At 68.2% G+C, this 15,696-nt stretch carries 9 protein-coding genes and 1 pseudogene; 4 read left to right on the top strand and 6 right to left on the bottom strand.

The features are described 5' to 3' along the window. Positions 1-149 precede the first annotated feature (149 nt). Positions 150-869 carry an SDR family oxidoreductase gene (locus OG406_RS04615; protein ID WP_329184165.1) on the bottom strand — a complete coding sequence of 240 codons (720 nt, stop codon included), beginning with the start codon at positions 867-869 and terminating at the stop codon, positions 150-152. Then, on the bottom strand, positions 866-1,732 hold the full coding sequence (locus OG406_RS04610; RefSeq protein WP_266850512.1) for an alpha/beta fold hydrolase: 867 nt from the start codon (positions 1,730-1,732) through the stop codon (positions 866-868). The genes OG406_RS04615 and OG406_RS04610 overlap by 4 nt, the downstream gene beginning before the upstream one ends. 112 nt (positions 1,733-1,844) lie before the next feature. On the opposite strand from OG406_RS04610, the gene OG406_RS04605 reads away from it, so the two are divergent. Next, positions 1,845-4,664, top strand: a complete 2,820-nt coding sequence (locus tag OG406_RS04605; RefSeq protein ID WP_329184160.1) for a helix-turn-helix transcriptional regulator — start codon at positions 1,845-1,847, stop codon at positions 4,662-4,664. Positions 4,665-4,898: 234 nt separating this feature from the next. Continuing rightward, positions 4,899-6,347, top strand: coding sequence for an argininosuccinate synthase (argG, locus tag OG406_RS04600; RefSeq protein ID WP_329184158.1), 1,449 nt, complete (start codon positions 4,899-4,901; stop codon positions 6,345-6,347). A gap of 250 nt (positions 6,348-6,597) precedes the next feature. On the opposite strand, the gene OG406_RS04595 is transcribed toward argG, so the two are convergent. Further along, the gene (locus OG406_RS04595) at positions 6,598-7,236 is read right to left on the bottom strand and encodes a dihydrofolate reductase family protein (RefSeq protein WP_329184156.1); all 639 of its coding nucleotides are present in this window, start codon (positions 7,234-7,236) and stop codon (positions 6,598-6,600) included. A gap of 700 nt (positions 7,237-7,936) precedes the next feature. Here OG406_RS04595 and OG406_RS04590 point away from each other — a divergent pair. Next, positions 7,937-8,047: pseudogene (locus OG406_RS04590) on the top strand (IS5/IS1182 family transposase); the annotation flags it as partial. 13 nt (positions 8,048-8,060) lie between these two features. Here the strand turns inward: OG406_RS04590 and OG406_RS04585 are convergent. After that, on the bottom strand, positions 8,061-8,456 hold the full coding sequence (locus OG406_RS04585; protein WP_329184154.1) for an Imm7 family immunity protein: 396 nt from the start codon (positions 8,454-8,456) through the stop codon (positions 8,061-8,063). Between the two features lie 325 nt (positions 8,457-8,781). Here OG406_RS04585 and OG406_RS04580 point away from each other — a divergent pair, with 325 nt between their 5' ends. Then, positions 8,782-12,090, top strand: coding sequence for a S8 family peptidase (locus OG406_RS04580; RefSeq protein ID WP_329184152.1), 3,309 nt, complete (start codon positions 8,782-8,784; stop codon positions 12,088-12,090). Positions 12,091-12,728: 638 nt separating this feature from the next. On the opposite strand, the gene OG406_RS04575 is transcribed toward OG406_RS04580, so the two are convergent. Both OG406_RS04575 and OG406_RS04570 read right to left on the bottom strand, forming a co-directional pair. Continuing rightward, positions 12,729-13,760 carry an ADP-ribosylglycohydrolase family protein gene (locus OG406_RS04575; protein ID WP_329184150.1) on the bottom strand — a complete coding sequence of 344 codons (1,032 nt, stop codon included), beginning with the start codon at positions 13,758-13,760 and terminating at the stop codon, positions 12,729-12,731. Positions 13,761-14,234: 474 nt separating this feature from the next. Then, on the bottom strand, positions 14,235-15,437 hold the full coding sequence (locus OG406_RS04570; RefSeq protein WP_329184149.1) for a hypothetical protein: 1,203 nt from the start codon (positions 15,435-15,437) through the stop codon (positions 14,235-14,237). Positions 15,438-15,696 lie beyond the last annotated feature (259 nt).

The following is a 15,696-nucleotide window of genomic DNA, read 5'->3' as shown; positions in this document are numbered from 1 at the left end:
GGAGCGGTTCGGCGAACAGCATCCGCCGGGGGAGTGGGCCGGGAACGAGGAACCGGCCCACAGCCCCTGCGGCGAGTGGTCCTTGCTGCCAGGAAAGGCCCATGGTTCTGCTCCTCTCGGATCGGGCACGGCACGGCTTCCGGTGCCTGTCAGGTGAGTGGTTCGCCGCCGTCGATAGGCAGCGTTGCGCCGGTGAGGAAGGTGCTGGTCATGGCGAAGAGCACCGCGTTGGCGACGTCATGTGGAGTTCCGATCCGCCGGGCGGGGTTGCGGGCGCCGATGTCGGCGAAGTACTGGGCTTTGGCCTGGTCGCCGAGGGCGTCCCAGGCCCCGGTGTCGATGACACCCGGCGAGACGGCGTTCACGCGGAGCGGAGCCAGTTCCAGGGCGAGCGAACGGGCCAGCACTTCGGCGGCGCCGTTGGTGATCGCCACCGCCAGGGTGCCTACGGTGATCTTCGATGCCGCGACCCCTGAGAAGAGGGTGAAGGATCCGTCCTGCCGCATCCGTGGGGCCAGATGTTTGGCCAGCAGGAGCGGGCCGATCACTTTGGTGTCGAAGGAGAGCCGGACGGCGTCGCCGGCCAGGTCGCCGAGACGCCCGCGGGCGCGTGCCGACGCGGTGGACACCACGTGGTCGAGGCTCCCGAGCCGGCTTGCGAGCGCGGCGATGGAACCCTCATCGGTGAGGTCGACGGCTTCGGCGGCGATGTCCGGCTCGCCCGCGTAGAGGTCGGCGAGCCGCTGTCGGTGCCTGCCCGCCGCGATGACGCGGGCGCCCGCATCCCGGGCGGCGACGGCAACCGCATGAGCGATCCCGCCGGCTCGCCCGACGACCAGTACCGACTGCTCATGGAGCGGACCGGTCATGACAGTGCCCTCCCCAGGAACGGCAGGATGATGCTCGATGCGATGTCCAGCCGGCTCTCCAGAAGGAAATGGCCGCCGTTGAGCAAGCAGATGTCCGCGTCGTGCGCGTCATCGGCGAAAGCGAGGGCGCCGTCGGGGAGGAAGATCTCGTCGTTGCGCCCCCAGACGGCCAGCAGGGGCACCCGGCTCTCCCGCAGGTACGCGTGGACCTTCGGATACAGCGGAAGATTGTTGGCGTAGTCGGCGAAGAGCCGCAGCTGCACCAGGTCGTTGCCGGGCCGGCTCAAGAGTGCGAAGTCGTGGAGCCACGTGTCCGGGCTGACCAAGGTCTCATCCGGCACACCGTGCAGATACTGCCAGCGGGTGACGTCCAGCGTCAGGGCCTGACGCAGCGCCGCCTCGGTCTCCGCGTTCTGTTCGGCCCAGTAGGCCCGCACCGGCCTCCAGAAGTCCTCCGCGAAGCCCACCTCGTAGGCATTGCCGTTCTGGCTGATGATCGCCGTCACGGCAGCCGGATCCCGCAATGCCAGACGCCATCCCAAGGGCGCTCCGTAGTCCTGCACGTACATGGCGTACCGGGAGACCCCCAGCAGGTCCAGCAGCCCAGCCGTCAGTTCCGCCAAGGCATCGAAGGTGTACTCGAACTCGTCGACCGACGGCGCGTCCGAGCACCCGAAACCGAGGTGATCCGGAGCGATCACCCGGTAGCGCTCCGCCAGAATCGGAACCAGGTTCCGGAACATGAAGGAACTGGAGGGGAAGCCGTGCAGAAGCACCACGACCGGCCCGTCCGGCGGGCCGGCCTCACGGTAGAACAGCTTCTGCCCCCCGACAGCGGCGTAGCGGTAATGGACGGTCGTCATGGCTGCTCCTCTCCGAGGCGTTCGCCCCAAGGCTGCCGCTCGGCAGATGCTGAGCGCATCCGCCACTGGCCGGTCACCCACGCCGGTCCAACCGCGGAGATACTGTGGTGGTGTGCGAACACCGCCCAACGTGCCCAGAGGGAGACGAGCGGCAGAACTGACAGGTCGGCGCGTCGAATGCGGCGAGCTGGACCGGGTGCTCGGAGACGTTCGTTCCGGCGGAAGCCAGGCGCTCGTGGTGCACGGTGAACCCGGCGCAGGTAAGACGGCGCTCCTCGAATACACCGCTGTACAAGCGCTTGGTTTCCGGGTCCTCCGCGCCGTCGGCGTTCAGTCCGAAATGGAACTGGTTTTCGCCGGGCTGCACCAGCTGTGCTCGCCGGTGCTCGACCTGCTGGACCGGATCCCCTCACCCCAGCGCGACGCACTGCGCACCGCGTTCGGGCTGAGCGCCGGACCGCCCCCTGACCGATTCCTCGTGGGCCTGGCCCTGCTCAGCCTGCTTTCCGAGGCAGCAGGGCCGCACCCACTGATCTGCCTGGTCGACGACCTGCAATGGCTGGACAAGGCGTCGGCCCAGGCTCTCGCCTTCGTCGCGCGCCGGCTCGGACGAGAGTCGATCGCCCTGGTCTTCGCGACGCGCCGGCGAGACACCGCCGAACTCGCCGGAGTGCCCGACCTCCCCGTCGACGGCCTCCAGGAGGCAGAGGCCCGCAGCCTGCTGAACGCGGTACTGGGCGTACCGATCGACGCCAGAGTGCGGGACCAGATCATCCTGGAAGCGCGAGGCAACCCCCTGGCCCTGCGCGAACTGGCTCGCGGACTGACCCCCACCGAACTGGCAGGCGGCTTCGGCTTCCCCGGCGTGGCACCTCTCGCGAACGGCATCGAAGAGACCTTCCAACGCCGTGTCGAGGCGATGCCCCCGCAGACCCGGACCCTCCTGCTGATCGCTGCCGCAGACCCCTCCGGCGATCCGGCACTCCTCTGGCGGGCTGCCGGCAGACTGGGAGTCGACTCCGCCGCGGCGGCCCCGGCAGCCGACGCGGACCTGGCCGAATTCGGAGCACGGGTGCGTTTCAGGCACCCGGTGGCCCGCTCAGCCGCCTACCGAGGCGCCTCCGCGCACCAACGACGGGCAGCCCACCAGGCGCTGGCCGAAACCACGGATCAGCAACTCGACCCCGACCGCTACGCGTGGCATCGTGCGCAGGCGGCAGTGGGGCCGGACGAGAACGTGGCCACAGAACTCGACGGGTCCGCCGACCGCGCTCGAGCGCGCGGAGGCCTCGCCGCGGCAGCCGCGTTCCTCAGACGGGCAGCAGTGCTCACGGTCGATCCAGCACAGCGAGCGGGACGGGCCCTGGCGGCCGCACAGGCCGAGACGCAAGCCGGCGCCTTCGAAGCAGCGCGCGACCTGCTGGCCATGACCGAACTCGGACCGCTCACACCTCTCCAGCAGGCGAACGCCGACGTACTACGCGCACAACTGGCGTTCATCACCAGCCGGGGCGGCGACGCCCCGATCCTGCTTCTGCGCGCAGCGAAGCAGCTCGAACCCATCGATGTGACGCTCTCCCGGGCCACCTACCTGGACGCTCTCTCTGCTGCGGTGTTCGCCGGCCGCCTGGCCAGCCCCGGCGGCCACGTCGACGAGGCGGCAAGCGCCGCAAGCACAGCACCACCCCCACTCCATTCCGCATCCGACCCCGACCTCCTGCTCGAAGGCACTGCCGCGGCGCTCAACACGGAGTACGCGGCGGGCGTTCCCACCCTGCAGAGGGCGCTCGCGGACTTCGGAGCCGGTATGACGAACGAGGAGGAACTCCGCTGGATGTGGCTGGCGGCCATTACGGCAATCCGCCTGTGGGACGACATCATCTGGGACCAGCTCTCCATCCGCTACCTTCAACTGGCCCGCGAGACCGGGGCGCTCAGCGAACTGCCGCTGGCTCTCACCCAACGCGCCTACACGCTCCTGTTCGCCGGTGATCTCCCTGCCGCGGCGGCGCTGATCGACGAACTGCAGGTGGCCAAGGAAGCAACCGGAAGCGGCCTCGCCCCCTACGGCGCCATGGCGTTGGCCGCACTGCGCGGCGACGAGGACGGAGTCGCCGCCCTGACCGCCGCGACACTCCAGGACGCAACCCAGCGCGGCGAAGGCATCGGCATCACCTTCGCCGAGTGGGCCAAAGCCCTGCTCTTCAACGGCCTCGGCCGATATGAGGAAGCCGTAGCCGCAGGTCAGAACGCCACGTCCTACGACAAAGATCTGGCCGCACTCTGCTGGCCCCTTCCGGAACTTGTCGAAGCGGCAGCACGCTGCGGGATGAAGGACGTTGCCACAAAGGCCTGCGACCAACTCGGCGAAATGGCCCAGGCGGCGAGGAGCGACTGGGTCCTCGGCGTGGAGGCACGCTCACGCGCACAACTCACCGACGACGACTCAGCAGAACCGCTCCACCTCGAAGCGATCGCCCGGCTCGGCAAGACCCGACTGCGAGTCGACCTGGCCCGCGCCCATCTGCTGTACGGGGAATGGCTGCGCCGTCGACGTAGACGCGGCGACGCGCGCAAGCACTTGTCGACAGCTCACACCATGCTGAAGGAAATGGGAGTCACCGCGTTCGCCGAACGTGCCGCCCGAGAACTGCGCGCCGCCGGGGGAAACGCGGGCAGGCGTGTCCCGCCCGCCGGGAACGAAACCCTGACGCCACAGGAAGCACAGATCGCCAGGATGGCCCGTGACGGCTTGTCCAACCCCGAGATCGGAAGCCGCCTCTTCATCAGCGCGCGCACTGTCCAGTACCACTTGCGCAAGGTCTTCACGAAGCTGGGCATCGTCTCACGCAGCCAACTCGACAGCGTGCTGGCGACAGGGCCGACCGATGTGACTCGCCCGGTCTCCGCCGACCATGAAGCGAGGGCCTGATGTGGCAGCCCCCGAGGCTTCGGCTGCCGTCTCGGCAAATGTGTTCGGTTGGAGCGCTGTCGCAGGGCTCGCAGGCGGCTGATCACTTCCTACGGTCCTGACTGCATGCGCTCGGCGCTACGCGCGGTCCATGTGGCGCCCTTCAGTCCGATGCAACAGCTCGCCGGCATCGGTAGCGTCCGAAGGGGCAAACGACCGTTTGCATGAAAATGCAGAAGCCTGCATACTCTACCCATGTCCAAGGTTCTCACCTCACTGCCCACCGGCGAGCGCGTCGGCATCGCCTTCTCAGGCGGCCTCGACACCTCGGTCGCCGTCGCCTGGATGCGCGACAAGGGTGCCGTCCCGTGCACCTATACCGCCGATATCGGCCAGTACGACGAGCCGGACATCGCTTCGGTGCCCGGGCGGGCAAAGATGTACGGCGCCGAGATCGCGCGCCTGGTCGACTGCCGCGCGGCTCTGGTCGAGGAGGGCCTCGCCGCGCTCGCCTGCGGTGCCTTCCACATCCGCTCGGGCGGGCGTGCCTACTTCAACACCACGCCGCTCGGCCGCGCCGTCACCGGCACCCTGCTGGTCCGGGCGATGCTCGAGGACGACGTACAGATCTGGGGCGACGGCTCGACGTTCAAGGGCAACGACATCGAGCGGTTCTACCGGTACGGCCTGCTCGCCAACCCTCACCTGCGCATCTACAAGCCCTGGCTGGACGCGGACTTCGTCACGGAGCTCGGCGGCCGCAAGGAGATGTCGGAGTGGCTGCGAGCCCACGAGCTGCCCTACCGCGACAGCACCGAGAAGGCGTACTCGACGGACGCCAACATCTGGGGCGCCACACACGAGGCCAAGACGCTGGAGCACCTGAACACCGGCGTCGAAACCGTTGAACCGATCATGGGCGTGCGATTCTGGGACCCCCAGGTGGAGATCCCTGTCGAGGACGTGACGATCGGTTTCGACCAGGGCCGCCCGGTGACGATCAACGGCGAGGAGTTCGCCTCCCCCGTCGACCTGGTGATCGAGGCGAACGCGATCGGCGGCCGCCACGGCATGGGAATGTCGGACCAGATCGAGAACCGGATCATCGAAGCCAAGAGCCGCGGCATCTACGAAGCGCCCGGCATGGCCCTGCTGCACACCGCGTACGAGCGCCTCGTCAACGCGATCCACAACGAAGACACCCTCGCCCACTATTACACCGAGGGACGGCGTCTGGGCCGGCTGATGTACGAGGGCCGCTGGCTCGACCCGCAGGCCCTGATGGTGCGGGAGTCGCTGCAGCGATGGGTCGGCTCGGCGGTCACCGGCGAGGTCACCCTGCGGCTGCGGCGCGGTGAGGACTACTCGATCCTCGACACCACCGGCCCGGCGTTCAGCTACCACCCGGACAAGCTGTCGATGGAGCGCACCGAGGACTCGGCGTTCGGCCCGGTGGACCGGATCGGCCAGCTCACCATGCGCAACCTCGACATCGCCGACTCGCGTGCCCGGCTTGAGCAGTACGCGGGCATGGGTATGGTCGGCACCGACCAGGCCGCGCTCGTCGGTGCGGCCCAGGCGGCCTCGACCGGGCTGATCGGCGCCATGTCGCAGGGCGGTTCCCAGGCCATCGCCTCCCGTGGCGAGGTCTCGGGCGATGAGGAGATGCTCGACCGTGCCGCCATGGAATCGGGCACCGACTGAGCAGATCGACTCGCGGTTCTTCGCGAGGCCCCGACGGTTTCACCGTCGGGGCCTTTACGGGCGGGCCCGAGCGGCGGTCCTGCCGGCCACCGCACGCACTTGAGTCGACGAGCGCAGTCGGCACGGCCTCCCGGCCGTCGACTCGCCCTGATGCGCGTCCGGAGGGAGTTCGCGACGCGCCGGGTTCGGCCGGTCTGTCTTCGACGGCCGCGATGCCTTCCTGACCGGTGATCCCTGCCCCCCCCGTGCGTCAGCGGCGGACCAGCACCGCGTGCGTGACGGTCGGCGAGCCGACCAGTTCGGACACCCTGTAGCCGTCGATCCCGTCACCCAGATTGTCGAACAGTCGCTCCCCGTGCCCGACGAGCATCGGCGCGATCGCCAGGTGGAGTTCGTCGATCAACCCGGCGCGCAGATATTGCTGGATGACCGCGGCGCCGCCGCCGATCCGGACGTCCTTGCCGCCCGCGGCGTCGAACGCGCGCTGGAGGACCGTCTCGAGCGGTTCGTCGGTGAAGTGGAAGGCCGTTCCGCCGACCATCTCCAGCGTCGGGCGCAGATGGTGGGTGTGCACGAAAACGTCGTGGTGGTAGGCCGGGTTGTCGCCCCACCAGCCCTTCCAGGACTCGTCCTCCCACGGCCCGCGCTGCGGCCCGAACATGTTCCGCCCCATGATCGTGGCGCCGATGTTCCGATCGCCGCGGATGAAGTAGTCGACATCGATTCCGCTCTTTCCCGCGGCGGAATCCTCCGCCGCGGAGACGAACCAGCTGTGCAGGTCGTCACCCCAGCCGACGCCGTCGCCGAACGGGGCGTCCAGCCGCTGGTTCGCGCCGGCCGCGAAGCCGTCGAGGGAGATCGTCACGTTGTGTACGCGGACCTTGGGCATGGCCTTCACCTCTCGTATCGATGTCGCTCTCTCATCCCTGCGTCGAACAGAGCCTGCCTGGATCGACATCCCCGGGCACCTTCTCTCGGCGGCGGCGTCTTTCGTCCGGGGCTGCCCGGGCGGCAGCCAGGTCCGCGGGGGTGGAGCCCAGCACCATCACGGTGACGTGCGGCCCGAACTCGACGGCCGTATCCGCCGCTTCCGGGTCGTTACGTCTTCCCGTACGGACCTTCTCGATGGCGTGTGCGGACCGTGCGTTTTCGAACGCCTCCGCGCCCGCCGCAACACGATGGCGTCCCCGAGGATGCGAGCCGTCACCAGGCGTCCTCGCGCCGGTGGCCCGTGCGGCTGCGCGAGCGAGCGGGAGCTTGAGGCCAGACGGGATCAGCCTGGCAGGCGGTGGCGGGTTCATCGCGGAGTATTCGGGCCGTGTCTCCCTCCGCGGTGGCTTCAATGAGCGGCCCGGGCCCGTGTCTGGTGTCTGATGAAGGTGACGCAGGGCGCGTGTGAGGAGGTGGGAGCGGCAGTGTCAGCGGGACGTGTCAGTGATGTGACGGGCTACAGCCTGAGGTGGCACGAGCCACTGGTCCTTTTGGCAGGAGTGGCGCTGGGGCTGCTTGTACCGACCCTGCACAGTGCCACCTTGGTGCGCACCGGCTCGTCTTTGGGGATGGACGACACGGATCGGGCGGCATCCCAGATCAATGGGCTGCAGAGCTTCCGTGCCGTCGCGACTCGCTTCGACAAATGGGCCTACGTCTTCCACAGCACCGTCACGGTGGCCGCGAACCGGCTCTGGCTCCAAGCCTGACCCCGACGACGCCTCAACTCGTGAAGGGATCTTCCACCGTCGGAATGTACGGCGACAGCAATGCCTCCGTGTGCTGCGTGAGCGTGCCTCGAACGAGCCTCAGCACACGTACCTCGTTCTCGCGATCCGGTTCCTCGTCATCGAAAACGTGGAGGAGCCCGTAGGAACCAGGGGCGACCACGGCAACATGCTCAAACAGTTCGCCGACGTCGGGGGATGAGCGGTGATTGGAAGAGCCGCCGAGGTGGATGAACGGTGCGCCGTTCATCCACCTGAGGTCAAGCAAGTATGGGCTGCCCATCTGGGTGATGTGATGGCGAAGCTCATCGACGATCTGTCGCAACCGGGGCTCATCGTCATCATCGGTTGCGGTCTCCCTGAGCGTGATCCACCCGTGGTACTCAAACATCTCACGATCGTAGTGACATGAACCGCTTCACCGTTCCGGCCAGAGCATGATCCGCCGGACACGCCTCAGGTCGGTGGCGTGCAGGGGGCCGTGGCTGGCGATCGCGGGCACGATGTCGCGCGGGTCGTGATCAGCTCAGAGGTCACGGTGAAGGAGAACTCGACGAACGTGTAACAAGGTGCCGTTGTAAGGCACTTGCGTGATCACCTCCCCGCCATACTGCGCGTTCCGGGGGTGTACGTACGCGCGTGCGAAAGCTCCCCCGGTCGGGTGAAGAGGGGAATCTCGCCCGGTACTTCCACGAGGGGGAGTTTTGCGCAGACAAGTGAAAAAGGCATGCGCGGTCACGATCGCCACGGCGGCCGCCGTGGCCCTGGCGGCGGGCATGACCAGCCCGGCGTCGGCGAAAGCCGAGCAGGCGAGTGCCCCGAAGGCTCAACTCACGTCCAAGCACCGCCTCACGCTGATCACCGGTGACCGCGTCGTGCTCGACTCCAAGGCCCGGGTCGTCGGCCTGGAGCCAGCCAAGGGCCGCGAGCACATACCCGCCCAGACCCGCAGGGTCGACGCACACACCTACGTCATACCGGCCGACGTCGCCCGTCTGGTCGCGAACGGCACGCTCGACCAGCGCCTGTTCGACGTCACCGAACTCGACAAGGCCGCCACCCGTAAGTCCCAGAAGCGCGGTCTGAAGGTCATCGTCGGCTACAGCGGCGCCGCCTCGGCAACCAAGGCCGACGTCCGGGACGTGGGCAAGCTCCGCGCGAACCTCAAGTCCCTGAATGCGGACGCCATCCAGACGCCGAAGCAGGACGCGCCCGAGCTGTGGGACGCGGTCACCAACGGCGACAGGACGGCCTCCGGCATCGCGCACGTCTGGCTCGACGGCGTCCGCAAGGCCAGCCTGGACAAGTCCGTGCCCCAGATCGGCGCCCCCACCGCGTGGGCGGCGGGCTACGACGGCAAGGGCGTCAAGATCGCCGTCCTGGACACCGGCATCGACGCGACCCACCCGGACCTCAAGGACCAGGTGATCGCGGCCAAGAACTTCTCCACCTCCGCCGACGCGACCGACAAGTTCGGCCACGGAACACACGTCGCCTCCATCGCCGCCGGCACCGGCGCGAAGTCGGGCGGCACGTACAAGGGCGTGGCGCCGGGCGCGAAGCTGCTCAACGGCAAGGTCCTGGGCGACGACGGCTCCGGCGACGACTCGCAGATCCTCGCGGGCATGGAGTGGGCTGCCGAGCAGGGCGCCGACGTCGTCAACCTCAGCCTCGGCGGCGGCGACACCCCGGAGATCGATCCGCTGGAAGCCGAGGTCAACAAGCTCTCGGAGACCAAGGGCATCCTGTTCGCCATCGCCGCCGGCAACGACGGCGACTTCGGCGAGCAGACCGTCGGCTCCCCGGGCAGCGCGGCCGCGGCCCTGACCGTCGGCGCGGTCGACGACAAGGACGAGCTGGCCTCCTTCTCCAGCCGCGGTCCCGGCCTCGACGGGCAGATCAAGCCCGACGTGACCGCGCCCGGCGTGGACATCACCGCGGCGGCCGCCCCGGGCAGCCTCATCGACCAGGAGGTCGGGGAGAAGCCGCCGGGCTACCTCACGATCTCCGGCACGTCGATGGCGACCCCGCACGTGGCGGGCGCGGCGGCGATCCTCAAGCAGGAGCACCCGGACTGGACGTACGCCGACCTGAAGGGCGCGCTGACCGGCTCCGCCAAGGGCGGCAAGTACACGCCGTTCGAGCAGGGTTCCGGCCGCATCCAGGTCGACAAGGCCATCAAGCAGTCCGTGATCGCCGACCCGTCGTCGCTGAGCTTCGGACTTCAGCAGTGGCCGCACACCGACGACACGCCGGTCGCCAAGCAGCTGACGTACCGCAACCTCGGTACCAAGGACGTGACGCTGAAGCTGGCGGTGGCCGGCACCAACCCGAAGGGGCAGGCCGCTCCGGCCGGCTTCTTCAAGCTCGGCGCCACCACGGTCACGGTCCCGGCGGGCGGCAAGGCCTCCGTCGACATGACCGTGAACACCAAGCTGGGCGGCACCACCGACGGCGCGTACTCCGCGTACGTGACCGCGACGGGCGCCGGCCAGACCGTGCGCACGGCGGCCGCGGTGCAGCGCGAGGTGGAGTCCTACGACGTCACGCTGAAGTTCCTCGACCGTGAGGGCAAGCCGGCGCAGTACTACAGCACCGACCTGTTCGGCCTCACCGGTCTCGGCAAGGAGAAGTTCTACTCTCCCTACGACCCCGACGGCACCGTCACCGTCCGCGTGCCCCGCGGCGGCTACATCCTCAACGCCAGCGTGTACGTGGACCCGGAGGACTTCAGCAAGGGTGCCGACTGGCTGGCCCGTCCGAAGCTGAGCGTCACCAGGAACACGACGCTCACGTTGGACGCGCGCGTCGCCAAGCCGGTCGACCTCACCGTGCCGGACACGGCAGCCAAGTCGGAGTTCGCGTCACCGTCGTACGCGATCGACTCCTCCGACATGGGGATCAGCTTCGGCTGGTTCCTGGACACGTACGCCAACTTCCGTACGGCGCACCTCGGTCCGCAGGTCACCGACGGCTCGCTGAGTCAGCAGTGGGACAGTCACTGGAGCAGCGGCGCCGCCAAGGAGTACGACACCACGACCGGCGCCGTGGTCAAGGAACTCGCCACCGGCTACACGAAGCACTACAAGGCGGGCGACTTCGCCAAGGTGAAGGTCGGCATGGGCTCCGGCGCGAGCGGCAAGAAGGGCTCGGTGGCCGCGGCCGGCTGGCTGCCCGGCAGTTCCGGCTCGTCCTCCATGGGCATCTCGCAGAAGCTCCCCGGCACGCGGACGCTCTACCTGTCCACGTCCGGCGGCGTGAAGTGGGACCTGGACTTCGAGCAGTCGGGCGGTGTCGACGAGGACGGCTTCCCGGTCTCCGAGGCGTTCTACACGCTCGGCGGCTCGCAGACCTTCACGGCGGGCCAGACCTACTCCAAGACGTTCAACACGGCCGTGTTCGGACCGCACCTCAACACCGGTTTCGGCGTCTACCGCGACGGCAACAGCATCTCCGGCTACCTCCCGCTGTTCGCCGACGGCAAGTCCCACGCGGGTTCTTCCGCCTTCACCTCGGTCACCTCGACCCTGTACCGCAACGGCACCAAGGTCGGCTCCAACGACGACCCGCTGTTCGGTGAGAAGGAGTTCAAGGTCCCCTCGGGCGACGCCGAATACAAGCTGACCACGTCGGTCAAGCGCAGCGTCAAGATCGCGTCGGCCGCCACGCGCGTCGACACGAGCTTCACGTTCCGCTCGAAGAAGACCGCGAACCTGGTGAAGCTGCCCGTCTCCGTCGCCCGCTTCGCGGCGACCACCGGCCTCGACAACCGGGTCGAGGCCGGTAAGAAGGTCACCTTCCCGGTCGTCGTCGAGGGCGCCGCCAAGGGCAGCAACCTCAAGTCGCTCGCGGTGTACGTGTCCTACGACTACGGCCAGACCTGGAAGAAGGTCACCGTGGTCAACGGCAAGATCAAGGTCAAGAACCCGGCGAAGGGGAAGGCCATCTCCTTCCACGCGAAGATCGCCGACAAGAAGGGCAACAAGTCGACGGTCTCGATCTACAACGCGTACTACGGCAAGTAGAACCACTGCCGGGCCCCTCATCGCTGTTCGCAACAGGCCCCGGCAGTACCCCGGGTAGCGGGCAGCCCGGCCCCGCCAGATCAGTACGGGACCGGGCTGGAACTGGGAAAACCTGCACCTGGACGGTGCCGGAACCTCAGTCTGCGCGCATCCTGAATCGCTTGGGCAGGCGTCCGCGGCTGTCGATGGCCCGTAGACGTCTTGGCAGTTCAAGAGAGTGATGCGGGTTCAGGCAATTGCATAGGTAGTGCGTCAGGTCGGGGTGCTTCATACCCCGGCCTGACGCCGTTGCGGTCGAGGCGCCGGGTCAGGTGAGGTGGTCCAGGAACCCAGCAGCCGGCACTCGGCGGAGCTGATCATCCGGATCCTCACCCTTGCACCTTCAGATCGTTCAAAATCCGATCCGAGAGTGCTGAAGTCGCGGTCGTTGAGGGCCACGTGGGGGTTCGTGATGCTGAACCGACGTCGCTACCGTCCAGGACCGGTCCCGTGCCCGTACGGCACAGTGACACCACGGCATCGACATCGACCGGCTCGACGCCCTGGGCCGTGGTCAGGCTGCCCAGTATCACCCCGGGGTCGTGCGGGTGGGGTACGGCGAAGCCGGGGTGGGAGGACGGCAGCTGCGGCGTCGAGGGTCAGCCGGCGATGTCGTCGCTGCCGCCGCGGGCCGTGAGCAGTGCCAGCCGGACCAGATCGGCCCCCTTCAGGCCTGGCCAGCCGGTTACGGCCCGCTGCCACTCCAGCGGGACAGCGGAACTGCCCCAGCGCGCGCCGAGCAGGGAACCGGCGATCGCCGCGACGGTGTCGGTGTCCGTTCCGGCACGCACCGCCGCCTCCAGGGCCAACTGAAGGTGCTGAGCGGGGAAACTGCCCTCGGCGGGACGCAACTCAGGCACGCCGGTACGGGTGATCGCCGACCAGGCGGCCTGGAGTGCGTGGACGACCCAGCCGTTGTTGGTGAAGTGGCGCGGTGGGTGGGCCTCGGCCCCGTCCAACCGCTCCGCCCACATGCCCCGGCGTTCGGCGGACAGGAAGTTCAGGCCGGCACGCACCCCGTCGAAGGTCCCGTCCAGTACGGCGGTACGAATGCCGGAGCACCACAACACGCATGCATCGGCGCAGTCGGGGTCCGGGTGGGTGAGCGCGCTGACGGCGATGGCGGCCTCGGCCATCGCGGCGGGGTCACCGAGGTGGGCGAGGGCGACGATCCCGGTGCGCATCAGGGAGCCGTTCCCCGCGCTGCGCGCGTTGCGGGCGGTGTACTCGCGGGCCGCCTCCCGCATCGCCGTGCCCGCCGACCCGGGTGCGCGGGCGGCGATGCTCAGGATCATGCTGGTCTGGTTGCCGACATCGCTGGCGCCTTCGCCGAGCCAGTGCTGGAAGTTGGCGGCGATCGCGTCCAGGGCTTCCGGGTCGCGCAGATCCGCTCCGGTCGCCGCCACCTGGGCGATGCAGACCTGCATCTGGGTGTCGTCGGAGTACTCACCGGGCTCGTACGGTCCCAGGCCGCCGCCGATCATCATCGGCCGCTGATCCTCGCGCAGCGTCGCCTTGAACTCGTACGGCACGCCCAGTGCGTCACCCACCGCAGCGCCGAGCAGCACTCCGGCGGCCCGATCGGCAGCCCGTGCGTCCAGCTCGGGGTGGGGTGCGGGAATGCGTGCCATGCGGACTCCAGACGGTGCGATGGCCCGCGTACACCGGGCTCGGAAGGTGGCGTCAGGTGGTGGGGAGTGGTCAGTCGTCCTGATCGGAACCATCAGAACGGCGCTGGTCACAGCAAGATGCTCGTGCAGGACATCTCCGGCGCGACGACTACGTCAGCCTCGCACGACGCTCCACTTATCGTCAATGGGACGCTTATTGGGGTCCGATGCTTACTGTCGCCCTCGTGTGGGAAACCTGCGCATGCACCTGGTCACGCGGCCGCGGGAGTCCTTCGGGGCCGGCCTTCGTGCCCGGTGCGGACGCCCCTTCGTAGACGTCCACACCGGGCATCCACATGGAGACCCCGTCCATCACAGTCCTGGTCGCTCAGGAGTAAATGGGTATCTCCGCCTATTTGACCAAGCATCAGGCACCCGACCTCGTGAAGGCGCGAGGCGGGCGGCCGCAGGGGTGTCGGAGAGCGGGTCCGATCGTCAGTCGGCCCGCGACACGGCCTCGACCACACTGATCCGATGGATCTTGCGCTGACGCGGACTGCAGTGGACATCGACGATGTCCCCCACTCGGAACCGGTCTTTGAGCTGCGGGTTCGCCTTGTGTGAATACATCGGTCGGCTCCACCGGTCCACCTCGAAGGACCAAGCTTTCCGCGTTGCCGGATCCTCGATGGAGCAGCAGTAGTGTGTGACATCCGTGTGGGGGTCGTCATAGTGAGTGTCGTAGTCCCAGCGCGAGATCACGGCGCCGCGAAAGCTGGACTCGTCGGGAACAGCCAGGACATGACGGCGGGCCGGTAGCCACAGGCTCCACAGCAGTACGCCGGTGAGGACCGGAGCGGTGTCCCATTCCCAGCCGTAGGGCGGGCGCGCGGTCAGGCTCACCACGAGCATGGCGACAAAGCCGGCGCACACGGTCACGGCCAGCACGACGAACTGCCACAGGTGTCCCCAGCGCGGGGGATCCAGCGGCCCGGCGTCCACGACGTGCCAGGTTCTGCCGTACGAGGACCAGATCTGCCGCGGCTCGCGTACGGGAAGCGCCGATTCGGGACCAGCCGTTCCCACCTGGTGTTTGGGCAGCCGATGTTCTCCGTCGCGGTCGTGGGTCCGCCACTCGCGCGCGGCCTGCCGTCCTTCGGCGGTCAACCTGGGCTCGGATCCGAGCGGGACGTCCGACAGCCGTACCAGCCCCAACAGGCTGAGTACGAGGACTGCTTGGAGAAGAATCCGTATCCCGTAGGGACTCCACGACACTCCGGCCCACAGGGCGCCGAACCAGGCGGCGAGAGCCGCACCCCGATACGTCAGCGTCACGTACTTGTTCCGGGCCGGCCGTATGAGGCCGAGGGCCGTCGTCTCGTCGCGGACACGTTTCTGGAAGTCGCGCCACCATACCCAGAACTCGTCGCCGTCGCCCGGCCCGAGGGCGCCTATCGGCACACGGTCGACACCGCTTCGGCTGCGCTGGCGGATTCGTTCGACCACCAGTGTCTCGACGGGCCGCAGCGCTGCCGAGTCGGCGGTGGGCGGAATCGTCCGTACGGTCAGTGTTCCGTCGGCCTTCTGTTCACCCTGAAGTCGGCCCGTGCGGACCATTTCCAGGGCGGTGGTCTCGATGCCTTTCGGGGTTGCCTCCCCGCCTCCGAGAAGCAGGTTCACCACGTCCGCGGTCAGCATTCGATATTTCATGTCCACCCCCTGAAATATGCCCGAGATGACTGTAGTTGCTGTTGGCGGATCTCCGCATCCGGGTAACCATGCAGTCGAGGCCACTTCGGCGCCGGAGCCGTCTGCCGGTCGAAAGGGAGCGGGTTGATCACCCGTTCTGCCGACCACGGCCGGACGCTGAGATTGCGGGCACGATCGTGATGATCGTGCGGGAACTTCATTGCGTCCGCGCTTTGTTCGGAATCGGGAGTCGGCCGTTGCTCATGCG

Origin of the sequence: Streptomyces sp. NBC_01428 (genome assembly GCF_036231965.1) — a bacterium.
Lineage (GTDB): Bacteria > Actinomycetota > Actinomycetes > Streptomycetales > Streptomycetaceae > Streptomyces.
The sequence above is the reverse complement of the archived record's forward strand: the minus strand, read 5'-3'. Positions and strand labels throughout refer to the sequence as shown.

Coding starts and splice junctions, on each gene's coding strand:
- OG406_RS04585 (WP_329184154.1), bottom strand. CDS start 8,456: ATGTTTGAGTACCACGGGTGGATCACGCTCAGGGAGACCGCAACCGAT.
- OG406_RS04610 (WP_266850512.1), bottom strand. CDS start 1,732: ATGACGACCGTCCATTACCGCTACGCCGCTGTCGGGGGGCAGAAGCTG.
- OG406_RS04570 (WP_329184149.1), bottom strand. CDS start 15,437: ATGCTGACCGCGGACGTGGTGAACCTGCTTCTCGGAGGCGGGGAGGCA.
- OG406_RS04595 (WP_329184156.1), bottom strand. CDS start 7,236: ATGCCCAAGGTCCGCGTACACAACGTGACGATCTCCCTCGACGGCTTC.
- argG (WP_329184158.1), top strand. CDS start 4,899: ATGTCCAAGGTTCTCACCTCACTGCCCACCGGCGAGCGCGTCGGCATC.
- OG406_RS04615 (WP_329184165.1), bottom strand. CDS start 869: ATGACCGGTCCGCTCCATGAGCAGTCGGTACTGGTCGTCGGGCGAGCC.
- OG406_RS04575 (WP_329184150.1), bottom strand. CDS start 13,760: ATGGCACGCATTCCCGCACCCCACCCCGAGCTGGACGCACGGGCTGCC.